General features: G+C 72.3%; 22 protein-coding genes. 11 read left to right on the forward strand and 11 right to left on the reverse strand.

Annotated features, from left to right (window positions below; all coding sequences use genetic code 11):
- Positions 1-9: 9 nt before the first annotated feature.
- Positions 10-1,023, reverse strand: coding sequence for an ABC transporter permease subunit (locus KBX50_RS30065; RefSeq protein WP_210941243.1), 1,014 nt, complete (start codon positions 1,021-1,023; stop codon positions 10-12).
- Positions 1,020-2,033 (reverse strand): ABC transporter ATP-binding protein, encoded by a 1,014-nt coding sequence (locus KBX50_RS30070; RefSeq protein WP_210941244.1) that lies wholly within the window; start codon positions 2,031-2,033, stop codon positions 1,020-1,022. Before KBX50_RS30070 ends, KBX50_RS30065 begins: the two co-directional genes overlap by 4 nt.
- 102 nt (positions 2,034-2,135) lie before the next feature.
- Here KBX50_RS30070 and KBX50_RS30075 point away from each other — a divergent pair, with 102 nt between their 5' ends.
- A complete protein-coding gene (locus tag KBX50_RS30075) occupies positions 2,136-2,978 on the forward strand; it encodes an ABC transporter ATP-binding protein (protein WP_210941245.1) in 843 nt (280 codons plus the stop codon).
- 30 nt (positions 2,979-3,008) lie between these two features.
- Entirely contained in the window at positions 3,009-3,908 is a 900-nt protein-coding gene (locus KBX50_RS30080; protein ID WP_210941246.1) for a ribokinase, read from the forward strand.
- Positions 3,909-3,913: 5 nt separating this feature from the next.
- On the opposite strand, the gene KBX50_RS30085 is transcribed toward KBX50_RS30080, so the two are convergent.
- Complete coding sequence (locus KBX50_RS30085) at positions 3,914-4,930, reverse strand: helix-turn-helix domain-containing protein (RefSeq protein WP_210941247.1); 1,017 nt, start codon at positions 4,928-4,930, stop codon at positions 3,914-3,916.
- Positions 4,931-5,001: 71 nt separating this feature from the next.
- On the opposite strand from KBX50_RS30085, the gene KBX50_RS30090 reads away from it, so the two are divergent.
- Positions 5,002-5,460: a rhodanese-like domain-containing protein gene (locus tag KBX50_RS30090; RefSeq protein ID WP_210941248.1), complete on the forward strand. Its 459-nt coding sequence runs from the start codon at positions 5,002-5,004 to the stop codon at positions 5,458-5,460.
- A gap of 22 nt (positions 5,461-5,482) precedes the next feature.
- Here the strand turns inward: KBX50_RS30090 and KBX50_RS30095 are convergent, their stop codons facing one another.
- From KBX50_RS30095 to KBX50_RS30105, 3 genes are read right to left on the reverse strand one after another with little or no spacing between them, the layout of a single operon-like run.
- The gene (locus tag KBX50_RS30095) at positions 5,483-6,154 is read right to left on the reverse strand and encodes a hypothetical protein (protein WP_210941249.1); all 672 of its coding nucleotides are present in this window, start codon (positions 6,152-6,154) and stop codon (positions 5,483-5,485) included.
- Between the two features lie 48 nt (positions 6,155-6,202).
- Complete coding sequence (locus KBX50_RS30100) at positions 6,203-6,682, reverse strand: DUF6232 family protein (protein ID WP_210941250.1); 480 nt, start codon at positions 6,680-6,682, stop codon at positions 6,203-6,205.
- A gap of 48 nt (positions 6,683-6,730) precedes the next feature.
- On the reverse strand, positions 6,731-7,180 hold the full coding sequence (locus KBX50_RS30105) for a DUF6232 family protein (protein WP_210941251.1): 450 nt from the start codon (positions 7,178-7,180) through the stop codon (positions 6,731-6,733).
- Positions 7,181-7,400: 220 nt separating this feature from the next.
- Here KBX50_RS30105 and KBX50_RS30110 point away from each other — a divergent pair, with 220 nt between their 5' ends.
- Both KBX50_RS30110 and KBX50_RS30115 read left to right on the forward strand, forming a co-directional pair.
- Entirely contained in the window at positions 7,401-8,174 is a 774-nt protein-coding gene (locus KBX50_RS30110) for an enoyl-CoA hydratase-related protein (protein ID WP_210941252.1), read from the forward strand.
- Positions 8,175-8,251: 77 nt separating this feature from the next.
- Positions 8,252-9,874 (forward strand): acetolactate synthase, encoded by a 1,623-nt coding sequence (locus KBX50_RS30115; protein WP_210941253.1) that lies wholly within the window; start codon positions 8,252-8,254, stop codon positions 9,872-9,874.
- Between the two features lie 24 nt (positions 9,875-9,898).
- Here KBX50_RS30115 and KBX50_RS30120 read toward each other — a convergent pair whose 3' ends face one another.
- The 3 genes from KBX50_RS30120 to KBX50_RS30130 are packed head-to-tail and all read right to left on the reverse strand — an operon-like array spanning position 9,899 to position 11,022.
- Positions 9,899-10,312 (reverse strand): PLD nuclease N-terminal domain-containing protein, encoded by a 414-nt coding sequence (locus KBX50_RS30120; RefSeq protein ID WP_210941254.1) that lies wholly within the window; start codon positions 10,310-10,312, stop codon positions 9,899-9,901.
- A 30-nt stretch (positions 10,313-10,342) separates the two neighbouring features.
- On the reverse strand, positions 10,343-10,645 hold the full coding sequence (locus KBX50_RS30125; protein ID WP_210941255.1) for a DUF202 domain-containing protein: 303 nt from the start codon (positions 10,643-10,645) through the stop codon (positions 10,343-10,345).
- Entirely contained in the window at positions 10,642-11,022 is a 381-nt protein-coding gene (locus tag KBX50_RS30130) for a DUF202 domain-containing protein (RefSeq protein ID WP_170863290.1), read from the reverse strand. Before KBX50_RS30130 ends, KBX50_RS30125 begins: the two co-directional genes overlap by 4 nt.
- Before the next feature lie 50 nt (positions 11,023-11,072).
- Here KBX50_RS30130 and KBX50_RS30135 point away from each other — a divergent pair, with 50 nt between their 5' ends.
- From KBX50_RS30135 to KBX50_RS30150, 4 genes are all read left to right on the forward strand, one after another.
- Positions 11,073-11,870 carry a GNAT family N-acetyltransferase gene (locus KBX50_RS30135; RefSeq protein ID WP_210941256.1) on the forward strand — a complete coding sequence of 266 codons (798 nt, stop codon included), beginning with the start codon at positions 11,073-11,075 and terminating at the stop codon, positions 11,868-11,870.
- Complete coding sequence (locus tag KBX50_RS30140; protein WP_210941257.1) at positions 11,867-12,289, forward strand: hypothetical protein; 423 nt, start codon at positions 11,867-11,869, stop codon at positions 12,287-12,289. Before KBX50_RS30135 ends, KBX50_RS30140 begins: the two co-directional genes overlap by 4 nt.
- A 124-nt stretch (positions 12,290-12,413) precedes the next feature.
- A complete protein-coding gene (locus KBX50_RS30145; protein ID WP_093401799.1) occupies positions 12,414-13,193 on the forward strand; it encodes an electron transfer flavoprotein subunit beta/FixA family protein in 780 nt (259 codons plus the stop codon).
- 12 nt (positions 13,194-13,205) lie between these two features.
- On the forward strand, positions 13,206-14,165 hold the full coding sequence (locus tag KBX50_RS30150; RefSeq protein WP_210941258.1) for an electron transfer flavoprotein subunit alpha/FixB family protein: 960 nt from the start codon (positions 13,206-13,208) through the stop codon (positions 14,163-14,165).
- A gap of 105 nt (positions 14,166-14,270) precedes the next feature.
- On the opposite strand, the gene KBX50_RS30155 is transcribed toward KBX50_RS30150, so the two are convergent.
- On the reverse strand, positions 14,271-15,026 hold the full coding sequence (locus KBX50_RS30155) for an anti-sigma factor (RefSeq protein ID WP_210941259.1): 756 nt from the start codon (positions 15,024-15,026) through the stop codon (positions 14,271-14,273).
- A complete protein-coding gene (locus KBX50_RS30160; RefSeq protein ID WP_210941270.1) occupies positions 14,980-15,582 on the reverse strand; it encodes an RNA polymerase sigma factor in 603 nt (200 codons plus the stop codon). Before KBX50_RS30160 ends, KBX50_RS30155 begins: the two co-directional genes overlap by 47 nt.
- 230 nt (positions 15,583-15,812) lie before the next feature.
- Here KBX50_RS30160 and KBX50_RS30165 point away from each other — a divergent pair, with 230 nt between their 5' ends.
- Positions 15,813-16,643: a DUF4397 domain-containing protein gene (locus KBX50_RS30165; RefSeq protein ID WP_210941260.1), complete on the forward strand. Its 831-nt coding sequence runs from the start codon at positions 15,813-15,815 to the stop codon at positions 16,641-16,643.
- Positions 16,640-17,290, forward strand: coding sequence for a class F sortase (locus KBX50_RS30170; protein WP_210941261.1), 651 nt, complete (start codon positions 16,640-16,642; stop codon positions 17,288-17,290). The genes KBX50_RS30165 and KBX50_RS30170 overlap by 4 nt, the downstream gene beginning before the upstream one ends.
- Positions 17,291-17,326 lie beyond the last annotated feature (36 nt).

Here is a 17,326-nt window from a genome sequence, read left to right on the forward strand (position 1 = left end):
GGGTGGGGGTTAGATCAGGTCGCGGCGTCGGAAGAGGGCGAAGGCGGCGGCGGTGAGGCCGGCGGTGAGCAGCAGGAGCACCGCGAGTGCTGGCTGCCAGGTGAGCGTGTAGCTGCCGTCGCAGTAGCCGTCGGTGACGGTCCGGCAGGCGGTGCTGTCCCAGAATCTGACCTCGCCGGCCAGCCACGCGCCGACGTAGCTGCCGAGCATGAGCTGGTCGGGTCGGGCCACCTCCAGGATCTGCAACACGATCCGCCCACCCAGCTCCCACACCACCAGGTACGCGGCCACCGCGCCGAGCGCCGCCGCGGTGTGCCGGCCCATCGTCGCGATGGCGAAGCCGGTCGCCGCCGCGAGCAGCACCAGCGTCAAGCCTCGACCCCAGATCGCGCCCAACTCGGCCCAGAAGGTCACGTTTGTCGGCCCGGGATAACCGGCTACCTGCGCGATGACCCAGAAGGTGACGAGATAGGCCAGGGTGGCGAGCACCGACACCGTCAGCACCGCACCGACCAGCGTGCCGAGCTTGGCTCCGAGCACGGTCAGCCGGCGGGGTCGCCACAGCAGCAGGTTGACCACTCCGCCGGAGTTCAGGTCGGCGCCGATGTACGAGGCGCCGACCAGGAATCCGAAGAGCACCAGGTACGCCACCAGGAAGTAGAGCAGCGGCTCGGCCTGCCGGGTGAAGGTGAACACCCCGGCCAGGTAGTCGGCGGCCACCGGCAACCGGTCCCGCAGCGCCGGATCCAGCTCGGAGCAGTCCGACGGCAGGTAGAGACCTGGGTCGTCGCGGAACGGCTCGCCACGTTCCCGGGCGAGGCACCGCTCGTGCTCCAACTCCATGCCGCGCAGGTCGGCGGCGGCCTGCCGCTGCGCCTCGGCCAGCTCCACGGCGGAGGGCTGGTGCGACCCGGCCAGCGTGGTCGCCGCGGTCACCCCGAACGCCAGCATCAGCAGCACGATCATGAGCTGGACGAAGCGGCGGGCACCGAGCCGCTCCACCTCGGCACGGATCAGGTTCACGCGTCCACTCCCCGCATCCCGAGATCGATATCCTGGCTGGCGGCCGGATCGCCAGGTGGTGCCGAGCCGTCCACCTGCCGGGGCACACCCGGGTGCGCCGGATTACCGGTCAGCTCCAGGAAGACGCTCTCCAGATCCGGCCGCAGCGGCGTCAGCTCGCGTACCCAGACCCCCTGCTCGCCCAGCGTCCGGCTGACAGCGGTCGGATCCGGCACCCCGCTGACCACCAGATGGTCGGCGTGCCCGGTGACGGCCAGCCCGGCGGCCAGCAACAGCTCCTCGGCCCGGGCCAGGTCGTCGGCGCGGACCAGGTGTTCGTTGTGGTCGAAGCCGGCGAGCACCTCCGCCACCGGGCCCGCCGCCACCCGCCGGCCGTGCGAGATGATCGTGACGTGGTCGCAGATCAGTTGGATCTCGGCCAGGATGTGGCTGGAGAGCAGCACCGTCACGCCGTTGGCCGCCAGCGCGCGGACGAGATCCCGCATCTCGCGGATGCCCGCCGGGTCGAGCCCGTTCGCCGGCTCGTCAAGTATCAGCAGCTCGGGTCGCTTGAGCAGGGCCGAGGCCACCGCCAGTCGCTGCTTCATGCCCAGCGAGTAGCCCTTGACCCGCTCGTCGCCCCGGTCGGCCAGCCCGACCTGCTCCAGCACCTCGTCGACCCGGGCGACCGGTACGCCACCGGCGAGGGCGAGCAGCCGCAGCGTCCGGTAGCCGGTGAAGTTGCCGTAGAACTGTGGGCTCTCCACGATCGCCCCGACCCGGCCGGCGACCTGGGGCAACTGCTCCGGCGCGTTGGCGCCGAGCACCCGCATCCGCCCGTCGTCGGCGCGTACCAGCCCGAGCAGCGCGCGCAGGGTGGTCGTCTTTCCCGACCCGTTGGGCCCGAGGAAGCCGTGCACCTGGCCGGCCTCGACCAGCAGATCGAAGCCGTCGACCGCGACCCGCCGCCCGCGACGCAGGCTGTGGAAGGTCTTCCGGAGACCTTCGATCTCGATGACCCCACTGGTCATGGGCGGTCCTCCGGGTGGGGTGAGCAACGACACGGCGCTTCACCCTACGGCGGCGACGCCCGCCCGTGGGGGCACCTCGGCGGTGCGTGGTTGGATGGGCTGGTGACTGGTGACCTGATCCCTGGCGCCGCCGGCGCCGCACCCGCCCCCTCACCCGTGGACGCGGATCTGGTGGTCAGCCTCGACGGCGTCGCCGTACGCCGGTCCGGCACCGCCCTGCTGCACGACGTCGACTGGCGGGTGGAACTGGACGAACGCTGGGTGGTGCTGGGGCCAAACGGTGCCGGCAAGACCACCCTGCTCAACATCGCCTCCGGACGCCTGCACCCGACCACCGGCACCGCGCACGTGCTGGGTGAGCGGATCGGCCGCACCGACGTCATGGAGTTGCGGACCCGGATCGGCCTCTCCACCGCCGCGCTGGCCGAGCGGTTGCCCGCTCAGGAGCGGGTCGTCGACGTGGTGATGACCGCCGCCTGGTCGGTGGTCGGCCGGTGGCGGGAGAGCTACGACCCGGCCGACGAGGCCCGCGCTCGGGCGTTGCTCGACCAACTGGGCGTCAGCGGGTTGGCCGACCGGGCGTACGGCACCCTGTCGGAGGGGGAGCGCAAACGGACCCAGATCGCCCGGGCGCTGATGACCGACCCGGAGCTGCTGCTGCTCGACGAGCCGGCGGCCGGGCTGGACCTGGGCGGCCGGGAGGATCTGGTCGCCCGCCTCGCCGACCTGGCGCACGATCCGGACGCTCCGGCGTTGGTGCTGGTCACCCACCACGTCGAGGAGATTCCCCCCGGCTTCACCCACGCGCTGCTGTTGCGTGACGGGGCCGTGATGGCGCAGGGCCTGCTGGACGACACCCTCACCGCCGACAACCTCACCAAGACCTTCGGGCTGCCGCTGCTCGTCGAGCGCAACGGCGACCGCTACACCGCCCGCGCCGCCTGAGGCGACGCCCGCCATCTCCGGGAGGTGCCCGTGCCACAGACCCGCGTCGTGGTGGTGGGCAGCGCCAACATGGACCTGGTCGCCACCGCCGAGGCGCTGCCCCGTCCGGGGGAGACCCGGCTCGGCACCGACTTCGTCACCGTGCCCGGCGGCAAGGGCGCCAACCAGGCCATCGCCGCCGCGAGAGCGGGTGCCGCAAGCGTCTTCCTGGGCGCGATCGGCTCGGACGCCTTCGGGGTGACCCTGCGCGCCCGGGTCACCGCCGCCGGGGTCGACACCAGTCAGCTGCGCACCACCTACGGCGCGTCCGGGGTGGCCCTGGTCATGGTCAACGCCGAGGGCGAGAACGCGATCCTGGTGACCCCGGGGGCCAACACGTCGCTGACCGACCTGACCGAGACCGAACTCGACGCCGTCCGCGACGCCGACGTCCTGGTCGCGCAGCTGGAGATCCCGGTGGAGACGGTGACTCAGGCGGCGGTGGCGGCCCGCGCCGCCGGTACCCGGGTGGTGCTCAACGCGGCACCGGCCGTGCCGCTGCCGCCAGAGCTGTTCGCCGCCGTGGACGTGCTGGTCGTCAACGAGAACGAGGCGCAGGCGTACACCGGACGGGGTCGGGAGGATCCGCAGGCGCTGCTCGACCTGGTGCCCCGGGCGGTGCTGACCCTCGGCGCTCAGGGCGCCTGGTACGGCGACCGGGACGGCACGGCGGTGCACGTGCCGGCGGTCACTGTGGACACGGTCGACTCGACGGCCGCCGGTGACGCCTTCACCGGTGCGCTCGCCGTGGCCTGGGGCGAGGGACGCGACCTGGTGGACGCGGTGCGTTGGGCCTCGGCCGCCGGCGCCGCCTGCGTACGCCGGCTCGGTGCCAGCGTCTCGTTGCCGCACCGGGTCGAGATCGACCAGCTGTACGTACCCGCGCCCTGACCGGATCAGCGCCGCTCGGTCGGGCTCGGCCGCCCCGCCCGGCGCGCCTGCTCGGTGTCGACGCCGGCACGGAACGCACGACGGTACGCCGACGGTGAGGTCCGCATCGCCCGGGCGAAGTGGTGACGGTAGGTCACCGGGGCGTCGAAGCCGACGGCCGTGGCGATCTGCCCGACCGGTGTGTCGGTCGTTTCCAGCAGCGCCAGGCTGGCCCGCACTCGTTGCTCGATCAGCCAGCGGATCGGGCTGGTGCCGGTGGCTCTCGCGAAATGCCGCAGGTAGGTGCGGGACGACATGTGCGCCTGCCGGGCCAGCCGGGCCACCGTGAGCGGCTCCGTCAGGTGGGCCAGCGCCCAGTCGATGCTGCTGGCGATCCGGTCGTCGTCCGGGTCCATCGCCACCGGCGCCTCGATGAACTGGGCCTGGCCGCCGTCACGGTGCGGCGGAATCACCAGCCGGCGGGCGACCGCGTTGGCCACGACCGAACCGTGGTCACGTCGCACCACGTGCACGCACAGGTCGAGGCCGGCGGCGCTGCCGGCGCTGGTGAGGATGTCCCCGTCGTCGAGATACAGCACGTCGGCGTCGACCGTGACCCGCGGGTACCGGCGGGCCAGCAGGTCCGCGTACCGCCAGTGGGTGGCGGCCCGTCGACCGTCGAGCAGCCCGGCACCGGCCAGCGCGAAGGCGCCCGAACAGATGGACAGCAGCCGGGCGCCGGCCCGGTGGGCCAGGCGTAGCGCCGCGACCAGTTCCGGCGACGGTGTGCCGTGCACGTCGGGCACGCCGGGAACGATGACGGTCGCGGCGGCGGCCAGCACGTCGAGGCCGTACGGGCTGTGCAGGCTGGCGCCGCCGAGCAGCGGCACGGGGCCCGGTCGCTCGGCGCAGAGCCGCAGGTCGTACCAGGGCACGTCGAGCTCCGGCCGGGGCAGTCCGAAGACCTCCGTGACGATCCCGGTCTCGAAACCCGACATCCCGGGGTACGCGAGCACAGCCACGCTACGGTCACCCGGTTCCATGGCCGGATGTTAGCGGAGTACGGCGTTACCGCCACTGGCCCGCCGGTCGGCTGCGGTCGACGATCGGAGACATGATCCGAGCTTTCGCCGTACCGGCTGCCGATCCGTCCACCGCCGTCGCCCACTTCCTCGCCCGACTGCGCTTCGAGACCGACGTCGCCGACGTGCACGCCGACCTCACCGCGGTCGTACCCGACCTGGTCGTGGTCGACTCGCGCGGCGACGCGGCGTGGGCGCAGGGCCACCTGCCCGGTGCCGTGCACCTGCCCACCGAACTGATCGCCGAACGGGCCACCGAGGCGGTGCCGCCCGGCGCGCGCGTGGTCACCTACTGCTGGGGGCCCGGCTGTGACGGCGCCACCCGGGCCGCGCTGGAGTTCGCCCGACTCGGCTACCCGGTCAAGGAGATGCGCGGCGGCTATGAGTACTGGGTCCGGGAGGGCCTGCCCGTGGTGACCGCCGCGGGACTCACCCGCCGGCCGGTGGACGACCTGACCGCCCCACGAACCGCCGTCGCCTGCGACTGTTGACCCCGCCGAGGATCCGGCCTGGTCAGCCGGCGTCGTCGTTGAGCTTCTCGCCCCGCCTGCGCAGCATCGACAGGCCGGGGATGCCCGCCACCGCGAGCTTGAGGTCCCGGGTCACGTCGAGCAGGTCGTGCAGGTCCGGGCCGACCCGGTCCAGGGTGGCCAGGATCGGCAGGATGTCGGCGGTGAGGTGCTGCCGCAGCTTCGGCAACTCGTCGACCAGCCGGACCGCCGCGGTCACCTCCTCGTGGCTGAGCTGCTCGACGAAGTGGTTGGCCATCGGCGCAGCCCGCCGCAGCGCGGGTTCGTACGCCTTCAGCAGTTCGGCCGCGGTGGCGGCGGCCTCGGCCGCCGTACCCACGGTCTCGGCGGCCCGCCCGGCCACCGACCCCGCCGACTCCACGACGACGGCCGCCGCCGCGGCCACCTCGGTGGCGGTGTCCACGGCGGCGGTGGCGGCGGCACTGATCACCGCGACCTCGCGGACCGCCACCTCGGCGTCGGTGACCATCTGGTCGGTCCGGTCCAGGGTCTGCTCGACCCGGTCCACCACGCCGTTGATCCGGGCCAGCAGCGCCTCCACCTCGTCGAGCACCGCGAACGCGCGGGCCGGGACGGCGGCGAAGGAGGCGGCCTGGTCGAGGGCGGATCGGGTGAGCCCGAGGACCGCGGTCGGCCGGGGAAGGGGGAGTGCCATGGGATCAAGTGTGCGTCGGGCGGGCCACCACCGCCCGACGACGGGGGGTCAACCGTCGCTCTGCTGCTCGACGGCGCGCTGCACCGCGCGGTAGATCTGGCCGAACCGCAGCGCGTCCGGGGTGCGTAGCACCAGCACCTCCTGCCGCCGGTACTGCACCCACAGCTCCAGCACCCGGTTGCCGCGCTCGTAGGAGCGGTCCAGCCAGCCGAGGGGTATCTCCAGGAACGGGACGAATGCGAGCGGAACAATGACGCACGCCGCGAGCACGATCAGCGCCGGCAGCCACTCGCCCCGGTCCTGCGCGGACCAGGCCAGCGAGAGCACACAGATCAGTCCCACCAGTGGGGGCAGCGACAGCAGCAGGACCAGGACGCCCCGACCGATGACCCGCCCGCGTACGGCGAGGGTGGTGCGCCCCTTCGCGTGCCAGACGTAGGTGACCTCGGTGATCGGAATGACGTGCCCACCGGCCCGGATCGCCTCGGAGGTCACCTGCACCGCGTCGTCCCGGTAATAGAGCGCCATCACTAAGCCTAAGCACCACCGGGCAACCTTTAGTAGTCGGGTGGGCGCTCAGCGTCGACGGGGTGGTATCGGTCGGCCGACCTCCATGGCGCGCTGCACGGCGCGGTAGATCTGCCCGAAGCGCAGCGCGTCCGGGGTGCGGAGCAACTGCACCGGCCGGCCCCGCCAGCGGATCCAGACCTCCCGCTGCCGGCTGCCCCGGGCGTAGGAACGGTCGAGGTGCTCGAAGAGAAAGTCGGCGACCGGCCCGACCGCCAGCCCGACCAGCACGGAGGCCCCGACGATCGCGATCGTGACGGTCGTCGAGCGGTCCAGCCGGATGGCCAGCGCGACTCCGGCGGCGGCGGCCACCAGCGGGGCGACCAGCGCGGCACCGATGGCGCCCCGTCCGGCCAGCACCCGCCAGGAGCGGGTGCCGTGCTGGTGCCAGATTTCGCTGATCTCGGCCAGTGGGTAGACCCGGCCCTCGACGGTGACGGCGGCGGAGGTGACCCGCACCGACCGATCGTCGTAGTAGGTGACCGCGGGACGTCTCTCGTCCTGGCCGCGCGTCCGGCCCGGGTGTGGCGACGGCGTCGCGGCACGGCCAGCGCGCGGCTGAGGTTGGCGAGGGTTCATCGTGCGACTCCCGACTGACGGGGCTGGCACCAGACTACTTACCCCAACGAGGCGGGTCGTAAGGTTGGCACGCGACTTCGACGAGGAAGTGAGGCTCAGCGTGGGCGAGTTCGTGCGGCTGGAGACCCGGGACGGCATCGGCACCATCCGGCTGGAGCGGCCGCCGATGAACGCCCTCAACACCCAGGTGCAGGAGGAGTTGCGCGCCGCCGCCACCGCCGCGACCGCCGACCACGACGTCCGCGCGGTCATCGTGTACGGCGGGGAGAAGGTCTTCGCCGCCGGTGCGGACATCAAGGAGATGGCGGACATGTCCTACGTGGACATGGCCGCGCGGGCCGCCGACCTGTCGAGCGCGCTCGGCGCGATCGCCCGGATCCCCAAGCCCGTCGTCGCCGCGATCACCGGCTACGCCCTCGGCGGCGGCTGCGAACTGGCGCTGGCATGCGACTGGCGGGTGGTGGCCGAGGACGCCAAGCTCGGCCAGCCCGAGATCAAGCTGGGCATCATCCCAGGCGCGGGGGGCACCCAGCGGCTCGCCCGGCTGGTCGGGCCGGCCCGGGCCAAGGATCTGATCATGTCGGGTCGGATGGTGGACGCGCAGGAGGCGCTGCGGATCGGCCTGGCCGACCGGATCGCCCCGGCAGCCGAGGTGTACGACACCGCGGTGGCGATGGTGCGGCCGTACCTCACCGGTCCGGTGCAGGCGCTGCGGGCGGCGAAGCTTGCCGTCGACGGTGGTCTGGACATGGACCTGAACTCGGGTCTGGCCTGGGAGAGCCAGCTCTTCGCGGCGCTGTTCGCCACCGACGACCGGCGCGAGGGGATGGCGGCCTTCGTGGCGAAGCGGAAGCCGGACTTCACCGGACGCTGAGCGCGCCGAGAATGGTTCACATTCCTTCTACCGGCCAGTAGCGTGTGACTCCGGTCAGGCGACGAGAAGGAGCGGGAATGACGGAGCGGATCGAAGGCCACGGCGGGGAACTCGCCCTCGCGGCGCTGCGCGCGTACGGGGTGCGGGAGATGTTCACCCTCTCCGGCGGGCACGTGTTCCCGCTCTACGATGCCGCGCACAAGACCGACTTCCCGATCTACGACGTGCGGCACGAGCAGTCCGCCGTCTTCGCCGCCGAGGCGGTGGCGAAGCTCCAGCGCCGGCCCGGGCTGGCCGTGCTCACCGCCGGCCCCGGTGTGACCAACGGCATCTCCGGTCTGACCAGCGCCTTCTTCAACGCCTCGCCGGTGCTCGTGCTGGGCGGCCGGGCACCCCAGTTCCGCTGGGGCTCGGGCAGCCTCCAGGAGATGGATCATCTCCCGCTGGTCGCCCCGGTCACCAAGCACGCGGAGACGGTGTTCAGCGCGGACGACATCCCCCGGGCGGTGGCCGCCGCGCTGACCACCGCCCTCACCCCGCACCGGGGGCCGGTGTTCCTCGACTTCCCGCTGGAGGCGGTCTTCTCGGTCGGCGACGCGGAGCTGCCGGCCGGGCCGCAGCTCAGCCCGCTCGAAGCCGACCCCGACGAGGTGGCCCGCGCCGCCGCGCTGATCGCCGGCGCGGCCCGTCCGGTGATCATCGCCGGGTCGGACGTCTGGACCGGTGACGCCGTCGACGAGCTGCGTGCCGCGGCCGAGGCGCTCACCGTGCCGGTCTTCACCAACGGCATGGGTCGGGGCGCCCTGCCACCGGAGCACCCGTTGGCCTTCGCCAAGGCCCGTCGGGTGGCCCTGTCCAACGCCGACGTGGTCGTGGTGATCGGCACCCCGTTGGACTTCCGGCTCTCCTTCGGCGACTTCGGCGAGGCTCAGGTGGTGCACATCGTCGACGCGCCCAGCCAGCGCGCCGGTCACGTACAGCCCGCCGCCGCCCCCGCCGGTGACCTGCGCGGCATCCTCACCGCCCTGGCCGAGCACCCCGGCGACCGCGTCGATCACGACGACTGGGTCGCCCAGTTGCGAACGGCGGAGGACGCCGCGAAGGCCCGTGACGCCGAGGAGATGGCGGCCGAGACCGACCCGATCCGCCCGGCTCGGATCTACGGCGAGCTGCGCAAGGTGCTCGCCCGCGACGCGGTCACCATCGGCGACGGCGGCGACTTCGTCTCGTACGCGGGGCGGTATCTGGAGCCGGCCCAGCCCGGCACCTGGCTCGACCCCGGCCCGTACGGCTGCCTCGGCACCGGCATGGGCTACGCGATGGGCGCCCGGGTCACCCACCCGGACCGGCAGGTCTGTGTGCTGATGGGCGACGGCGCGGCCGGCTTCTCACTGATGGACGTGGAGTCGCTGGCCCGGCAGAACCTGCCGGTGGTCATCGTGGTCGGCAACAACGGCATCTGGGGCCTGGAGAAGCACCCGATGCGGGCCATGTACGGCTACGACGTTGCCGCCGACCTCCAGCCGGAGCTGCGCTACGACCAGGTGGTCGGCGCGCTCGGCGGGGCGGGCGAGACGGTCGCCAAGGCCGCCGAGCTGGGGCCGGCCCTGCAACGGGCCTTCGACGCCGGGGTGCCGTACCTGGTCAACGTGCTCACCGATCCGGCCGACGCGTACCCCCGCTCCTCGAACCTGGCCTGAACCCGCAGGAGCCCGCCCCGGCCGTCACACCTCGGGGCGGGGTTCCTCGCGCGGTGGCTCGCCCTCGCGCTTGCGCAGCTCGTCCTCGCGTTTGCGCAGGTCCTCCTCCCAACGGCGGAAGAGTTCCTGGTCCTCCCGGCGCGAGCGCTCCTCGATGGTGCGGAGGAACTCCGGGTCGTCGTCCGGGGCGAGCGGCCGGGGACGCTCGGCCGGGCGCGCGCCCGGAGCCCAGGACGACGCCCCGCCGACGGCCTTGCGCTCCCGCCCGGCGACGAACCAGGCGATCGAGCCGACCAGCGGGAAGAAGAGGATGATCAGCACCCAGGCGATCCGGGGGAGGTGGCGGATGCCGTCCTCCTCGGCGGAGAGGCAGCTGATCAGGGCACAGACGGCGAGAACGACCTGCACCAGGAAGAGGAGGATGTACAGCCGGGCCATGTAACCATCATTACCTACCTCGCACAGCGGTCACAGCCCGCGCAGCACCAGCAGCGCTCCGAGAAGCGCAAATCCGGCGGTGGCCAGCCCCACCAGGGCGAGTGGTCGACCGCCGGTACGGGGTACGCCGCTGCCGGTGGCCCGCCGCCAACAGAGCGTGACGATCGCACCCCAGCCGAGGATGGTCAGCGCCGCCGCCACGGCCCCGCCCGGGCCGCCGGTGAGCGCGAGCCGGACCGTCAGCAGCGCCACCACGGTCAGCGTGAGCAGGGTGCGCCGCCAGGCAAGCCGGGTGCGTTCGGGTTGCAGCCCCGGGTCGCGAACCGTGCTCATCCGCTGATCGCGCCGGCCAGCACCGCCACCACCAGCGACAGCGCGCCGAGGCCGACGGTCAGGGCGAGGACGGCCGGGAAGCGGGACGCGGGCAACTCCTCGCCGAGCCGGATGGCCCGTTCGGTGCGGGCCCAGTGGTCGACGGCCCGGATCGCGACCACGCCGCCGAGCAGCAGCAACGCCACGGCGATCGCCTCGCGCAGGTGGACCAGGGACAGGGTCGGCAGGAACTGCGCGGCGGCGAGTCCGCCGGCGATCAACGCCAGTCCGGTACGCAGCCAGGCCAGGAACGTGCGCTCGTTGGCCAGGGAGAAGCGGTAGTCGGGGGTGCTACCCACCGACCGCATCTCCTGCGGATCGAACCAGTTCCTGATCATCTGCCACACGGTGGTGATTATCCGGTTTCCTGCGGGAATAGGTTGGGGGCATGACGGATCTTGACGCGACCACCCTGCGGGCGGCGTACGACACTCAGCTGCGGCCGGATCTGCCCGACCCGGTGCCCGACGGCGTCGTGGTGGAAACCGACGGTCCGTTGTTCCGGGTGCGGGGCCTGGACCAGCGGGGCATGGTGACCTACCGCGACCTCGGTGGGCTGGCCGGCGTCGCACTCGACGAGCTGATCGCCCGGCAGGTTGCGGTGTTCCGCGAGCGGGGTGAGCCGGTCGAGTGGAAGCTGCACGGTCACGACGAGCCGGCCGACCTGCCGCAGCGGTTGCGCGCCGCCGGCTTCGTGCCGGAGGAGCAGGAGACCGTGGTGGTCGGCCCGGTCGCTCCGCTGGCCTCCGCGCTGCCGGTGACGCCCGAGGGCGTACGCCTGCGGGAGGTGACCGGGCGCGCGGACCTGGACCGGATCGCTGAGCTGAAGTCGCAGGTGTGGGGGCGTGACCTGTCCGGACTGGCCGACGGGCTGGAGCGGGAGATCGGCACCGATCCGCAGGCGATCACGATCGTGGTGGCCGAGGCGGGCGAGACGATGGTGAGCGCCGGTTGGGTGCGGTACCCGGTCGACAGCACGTTCGCCACGCTCTGGGGCGGCTCGACGCTGCCGCAGTGGCGACGTAAGGGCATCTACCGTGCGTTGGTCACCTACCGGGTGCGGCTGGCCGGGGCGCGTGGCCGGACGTTGGTGCAGGTCGACGCGTCGGACGAGAGTCGACCGGTGCTGGAACGGCTCGGGCTTGTCCCGGTCACCACCACCACGCCCTACGTCTACACTCCGTGATCATGAGCCAGCGGCTGACGGACGACGAGAAGATGACCCTGAAGACGGGTGCCTTCGGTGCCGTGCTCATGGTCTCCAACGCCGACCCGGGGGTGATCGCGCTGTTCCGGGAGAGCTTCGCGGCCTCCGGGGCGATGGCCGACGCCAGTGGCGTGGTGAAGGAGGCGTTGACCAGCGGTCCGCTGCCGAAACTGCCGCGCGATTCGGCGCTGGAGGTGGAGTCGGTGGTGCTGCCGGCGCTGCGGCGGGGCGTCGAGATCCTGACCGAGAAGGTCCCGCAGGACGTCCCGGTGTACCGCGCGGTGGTGCTGGCCGCGGCCGATCGCACGGCCCGCGCCCACGACGGGGTGAGTCCGGCCGAGGCCGAGGTGATCGAACGCATCAGGGGCGTGCTGGGCACCGATGCTACTGGCAGGTAACATGGCGCCGTGGGCAACCGCACAACAGCCCATGGTTGACCGGACGGCACCGCACGCGCGAGGCTGCGCCCAGATCTGGGGCGAAAAGATCACATAACCACAGCAGGAGGGTCGTCGAAGCGCGATGAACATCGTCGTACTCGTCAAGCAGGTGCCTGATTCGGGCGCGGACCGCAACCTGCGTACTGACGACAACACTGTCGACCGCGGTTCGGCGAACAACGTCATCAACGAGATGGACGAGTACGCCATCGAGGAGGCGTTGAAGATCAAGGAGGCGCACGGCGGCGAGGTGACGATCCTGACCATGGGTCCGGACCGGGCGACCGAGTCGATCCGCAAGGCGCTCTCGATGGGCCCGGACAAGGCGGTGCACGTGGTGGACGACGCCCTGCACGGCTCCTGCGCCGTCGCCACCTCGAAGGTGCTCGCCGCCGCGCTGGGGCAGCTCAACGCCGACCTGGTGCTCTGCGGCTCGGAGTCGACCGACGGGCGGGTGCAGGTGATGCCGCACATGCTCGCCGAGCGGCTGGGCATCGCGGCGCTGACCGGTGCCCGCAAGCTCACGGTCGACGGGGCCACGCTGACCGTGGAGCGGCAGACGGAGGAGGGCTACGAGGTGGTCACCGCCTCGACCCCGGCCATCGTCTCCGTCTGGGACACGATCAACGAGCCCCGGTACCCCTCGTTCAAGGGCATCATGGCCGCGAAGAAGAAGCCGGTGCAGACGCTCTCCCTCGCCGACCTGGGCGTGGCCGCGAACGAGGTCGGCTTCGACGGGGCGACAAGCGCCGTGGTCGAGCACAGCAAGCGTCCGCCGCGTTCGGGTGGCGTCAAGGTCACCGATGAGGGCTCCGGCGGCACGCAGCTCGTCGAGTTCCTCGCCACCGAGAAGTTCGTGTGAGGGGTGTGGGACATGTCTGAGGTTCTCGTCGTCGTCGAAGCCACCGCGGAGTTCGGCGTCAAGAAGGTCACCCTGGAGATGCTCACCCTCGCCCGTGAGCTCGGCTCACCATCGGCGGTGGTGCTCGGCGGCGCCGGTGCCGCCGAGGCTCTCGCGGGCAAGCTGGGCGAGTACGGCGCGGAGAAGATCTACGCGGCCGAGGGTGACGAGATCGACGGCTACCTGGTGGCGCCGAAGGCCACCGTGGTCGCCGATCTGGTCAAGCGGGTGCAGCCGGCCGCCGTGCTGCTCGCCTCCTCGCAGGAGGGCAAGGAGATCGCCGCCCGGCTGGCGGTCAAGCTGGACAACGGCATCCTGACCGACGTGGTCGGCCTGGCCGCCGACGGTACCGCCACCCAGGTGGCCTTCGCCGGGTCGACGATCGTGACGTCCAAGGTCACCCGGGGCCTGCCGCTGGTCACCGTCCGGCCGAATTCGGTCAACCCGACGCCGGCCGCGGCCACTGCCGCGGTCGAGCAGCTCACCGTCGCCGTCACCGACAGCGACAAGCTGGCCAAGGTCGTGGACCGGGTGGCCGAGCAGAAGGGTTCCCGCCCCGAGCTGACCGAGGCCGGCGTGGTGGTGTCCGGCGGTCGTGGTGTCGGTAACGCGGACAACTTCAAGCTGGTCGAGGAGCTGGCCGACCTGCTCGGGGGCGCCGTCGGCGCGTCCCGGGCCGCGGTCGACTCCGGCTTCTACCCGCACCAGTTCCAGGTGGGCCAGACCGGCAAGACCGTCTCCCCGCAGCTCTACATCGCCCTGGGCATCTCCGGCGCGATCCAGCACCGGGCCGGCATGCAGACCTCGAAGACCATCGTCGCGGTCAACAAGGACGGCGAGGCACCGATCTTCGAGCTGGCCGACTTCGGCGTGGTCGGCGACCTGTTCAAGATCGTGCCGCAGGCCGCCGAGGAGATCCGCAAGCGCAAGTGAGTCGTACGCGAGCAGCCGCCGTCCGGATTTCCGGGCGGCGGCTGTGTCGCGTCGGTGGTACGAGGGAGCTGACCGGCGGGCCGGGGAGCTGAACCGGCCCGCCGATCAGCCCGTCAGGGAGCCCCGCAACAGGCTGTCGCCGGAGTGGGCGGTGTTGTTGTCGAACTGCTCGGCCGAGACGTCGACGACCGAGTACCGCCCCAGGTCGACGTTCGGCGGCAACGGCAGCAGCACGTCAGCGCCGTCGCCGAGCACGCCGACCGAGAACATCTCCATGTTCTGCGGGTTGATGAGCCAGACCTCGTAGTACCCAGGTACGGCCGGGAGATTCGCCACGTGCAGGTGCAACTCGCCGGAGCCCAGCACCCGGGCGTCGCCCCGGGCCGCCGGTGGAGTCGACCCGTACGCCGCCAGCGGAGCGCTGGCCACCACGGTCGGCTCGGCGGGCGTACCGTCGCGGAGCAGGGCGGCCGTGCCGACCACACCGACGGTGGCCGCGGCGACCGCCGTGACCGCCGTGGTGGCGAGCCGCGACCAGCGCCCGCGCCGCGACCGGCGTGGCCCGGGCGGAGTGTCGGTGGCGGCCGGGTCGGCCGGGTCCGGCCGTGGCGGGTCGGCGGCGAGCCGGGGCAGTTCCTTCGCCGCCGTGATCTCGGCCATGATGCCCTGCCAGACATGTTCCGGCGGGTCGGGCAGTTCGCGCAGCTCCTGACTGGCGGCGCCGAGGCCGGCGACATGGCGCAGGCTCTCCAACTCCGCCTGGCAGTGCGGGCAGGCGTCGAGGTGGGTGCGGTCGGAGGTGTCCACCTCACTCTCACCGAGCGCCAGAAATACCAGCCGGTCGTGCTCCAGGTGCTGCACCGTCCACCTCCCATCTGCGCTTCAGACTCGCCATGCCCCGCCGGATGTGACTCTTGACCGTGCCGAGCGGCACTCCGGTCACTGTCGCGATCTGCTGGTGGGTCAGGTCGTCGAAGAAGGCCAATTCCAGCATGCGTCGCTGCTCGTCCGGCAGCCGCGCCAGTTCGTCGGCCACCACCAGCCGGTCGACCACGGTGTCCGGGTCACTGCCGGCGGGTGCCGGCTCGGGCAGTTGGCGTACGGTCTCGACCACCCGGTTCTCGCGGGCGGCGGACCGGAGCCGGTCGATCACCTTGCGCCGGCCGATGCCCAGCAGCCAGCCGACAAGCGAGCCCTTCGCCGGATCGAAGGTCTCCCGGCCGAGCCAGGCGGCGACGAACGTGGCCTGCGTCGCGTCCTCCGCGTCGCTGCGGTTCACAAGCGTGCTGGTGGCCAGGTGGAGAACGGCCCGACCGTAACGTTCGTACGCCTCACGCAGCGCCAGCTCGTCGCCGGCCCGGAAGCGGCGGGCCAGCTCGTCCTCGGGTGTGCCCGGTTGCTGCCGGATCCCGGTCACGGGACGGTTCGCCTGGTTGGGGGCATGCCCGACTGTAGCTCGCACCGGCGCCGTCCCCTCTGTCAGCCCAGCGTCTCCTCGGCCTCTCTTCGTCCGGGCGGTGCCCGACGGATGCGGTGGCGACCGGAAAAAGAAAGTCGCCGCGGCCCGCATCCGGGCGGCGCGGAGCCGGCGTAACTCGGGGTGCACAGCAAGCATGACGAAGTGTCATGAAACACCAGGAGGCAGACATGCAGTTCGCGTACCTTCGCCGCGCCGCCGCTGGTGGCGCGGTCGCCGCGCTGACCTTCGTCGGCGCCGGCATCGCGACGGCGACCCCGGCGTACGCCGCCGACTCGAAGGTCTCCGTCGTGCACGGCATCCCGGACACCCCGGTCGACGTCTACGTCAACGGTGAGAAGACCCTGGAGAACTTCGAGCCCGGTGACGTGGCCGGGCCGCTGGACCTGCCCGAGGGGCAGTACGACCTCGCCCTGACCAAGCCGGGCGAGCCGATCGAGCAGGCCATCCTCACCGCCGACGACGCCGAGGTGCCCGGTGGGGCGAACATCAGCATCGCCGCCCACCTCAACGCCGACGGCGAGCCTACGATCACCCCGTTCGTCAACGACACCGCGAAGGTCGACGCCGGCCAGGCCCGGCTGATCGTCCGGCACACCGCCGCCGCGCCGGCAGTGGACGTACGGGCCGGCGGCAGCCCGGTCTTCGAGGGCCTGACCAACCCGAACGAGGCCAAGGGCGACGTGGACGCCGGCAGCGTCTCGGCGGACGTGGTGCTCGCCGGCACCGACACGGTGGTGATCGGGCCGGCCGACCTCAACCTGCGGGAGGGTACGGCGACGATCGTCTACGCCATCGGTTCCGCCGAGGCGGAGAACCTCTCCGTCGTGGCGCAGACCATCGACGGCCTGCACTCGGCGCCGTCCGGGGTGCCGAGCGGCACCGGCGGGCAGGCCGACACCGGCCTCGGCACCTGGTGGTACGCCCTGGCGGGCACCGGGATCCTGCTGCTGGTCGCGGGCGGGGCGCGGGCGGCTGTCGTCCGGTCGGGTCGCCGGTGACCGTCGTCAACCGTGGGGCGCTGGCGGCGGTTGCCGCCGGCGCCGCCGCGCTCGCCGTGGCGGCGGTGGTGGCGGTCGGGTCCAGGCCGGCGGGGGACGTCGGCGCCGAGCAGGCCGCCGCCCTGGCCAGCCCCACCCCGTCGAGCACCGGACCCGCCGTGGCGGTGGCCCCGGGTGCGCTGCCCGACGACGCCGAACCGGTGCGCCCGGTCCGGCTGCGCATCCCCGCGATCGGGGTCACCGCGCGGGTCGATCCGGTCGGCGTCAACGAGCGCACCCGGGAGTTCGACGTGCCGCCCAGCATCGACGAGATCGGCTGGTACCGCTACGGCCCCGGACTGGAGGCCGAGTCCGGCTCGGTGGTGATCGCCGGACACGTCGACAGCGCCGAACAGGGCAAGGGCGCCTTCTACCGGCTACGGGAACTGGCACCGGGCGACACCGTGACGGCCACCGGTGAAGACGGGACCGAGCGGACCTACCGGGTGGTGGCCCGGGAGGAGTACGACAAGACGAAGATTCCGCTGGAGCGTTACTTCGCCCGCGACGGGCGTCCCCGGCTGACGCTGATCACCTGTGGTGGGCCCTTCGACGCCGACGCCCGCCGTTACCGGGACAACATCGTGGTGACCGCCGCACCGGTCTGACGTCCCGCCAGGCAATCCGGTCTGCGGTCGGCATCG

Source organism: Micromonospora sp. C51, assembly GCF_018070435.1.
Lineage (GTDB): Bacteria > Actinomycetota > Actinomycetes > Mycobacteriales > Micromonosporaceae > Micromonospora > Micromonospora sediminimaris.

Coding starts and splice junctions, on each gene's coding strand:
- KBX50_RS30070 (WP_210941244.1), bottom strand. CDS start 2,033: ATGACCAGTGGGGTCATCGAGATCGAAGGTCTCCGGAAGACCTTCCAC.
- KBX50_RS30085 (WP_210941247.1), bottom strand. CDS start 4,930: ATGGAACCGGGTGACCGTAGCGTGGCTGTGCTCGCGTACCCCGGGATG.
- KBX50_RS30090 (WP_210941248.1), top strand. CDS start 5,002: ATGATCCGAGCTTTCGCCGTACCGGCTGCCGATCCGTCCACCGCCGTC.
- KBX50_RS30095 (WP_210941249.1), bottom strand. CDS start 6,154: ATGGCACTCCCCCTTCCCCGGCCGACCGCGGTCCTCGGGCTCACCCGA.
- KBX50_RS30100 (WP_210941250.1), bottom strand. CDS start 6,682: ATGGCGCTCTATTACCGGGACGACGCGGTGCAGGTGACCTCCGAGGCG.
- KBX50_RS30115 (WP_210941253.1), top strand. CDS start 8,252: ATGACGGAGCGGATCGAAGGCCACGGCGGGGAACTCGCCCTCGCGGCG.
- KBX50_RS30120 (WP_210941254.1), bottom strand. CDS start 10,312: ATGGCCCGGCTGTACATCCTCCTCTTCCTGGTGCAGGTCGTTCTCGCC.
- KBX50_RS30125 (WP_210941255.1), bottom strand. CDS start 10,645: ATGAGCACGGTTCGCGACCCGGGGCTGCAACCCGAACGCACCCGGCTT.
- KBX50_RS30130 (WP_170863290.1), bottom strand. CDS start 11,022: ATGATCAGGAACTGGTTCGATCCGCAGGAGATGCGGTCGGTGGGTAGC.
- KBX50_RS30135 (WP_210941256.1), top strand. CDS start 11,073: ATGACGGATCTTGACGCGACCACCCTGCGGGCGGCGTACGACACTCAG.
- KBX50_RS30145 (WP_093401799.1), top strand. CDS start 12,414: ATGAACATCGTCGTACTCGTCAAGCAGGTGCCTGATTCGGGCGCGGAC.
- KBX50_RS30150 (WP_210941258.1), top strand. CDS start 13,206: ATGTCTGAGGTTCTCGTCGTCGTCGAAGCCACCGCGGAGTTCGGCGTC.
- KBX50_RS30165 (WP_210941260.1), top strand. CDS start 15,813: ATGCAGTTCGCGTACCTTCGCCGCGCCGCCGCTGGTGGCGCGGTCGCC.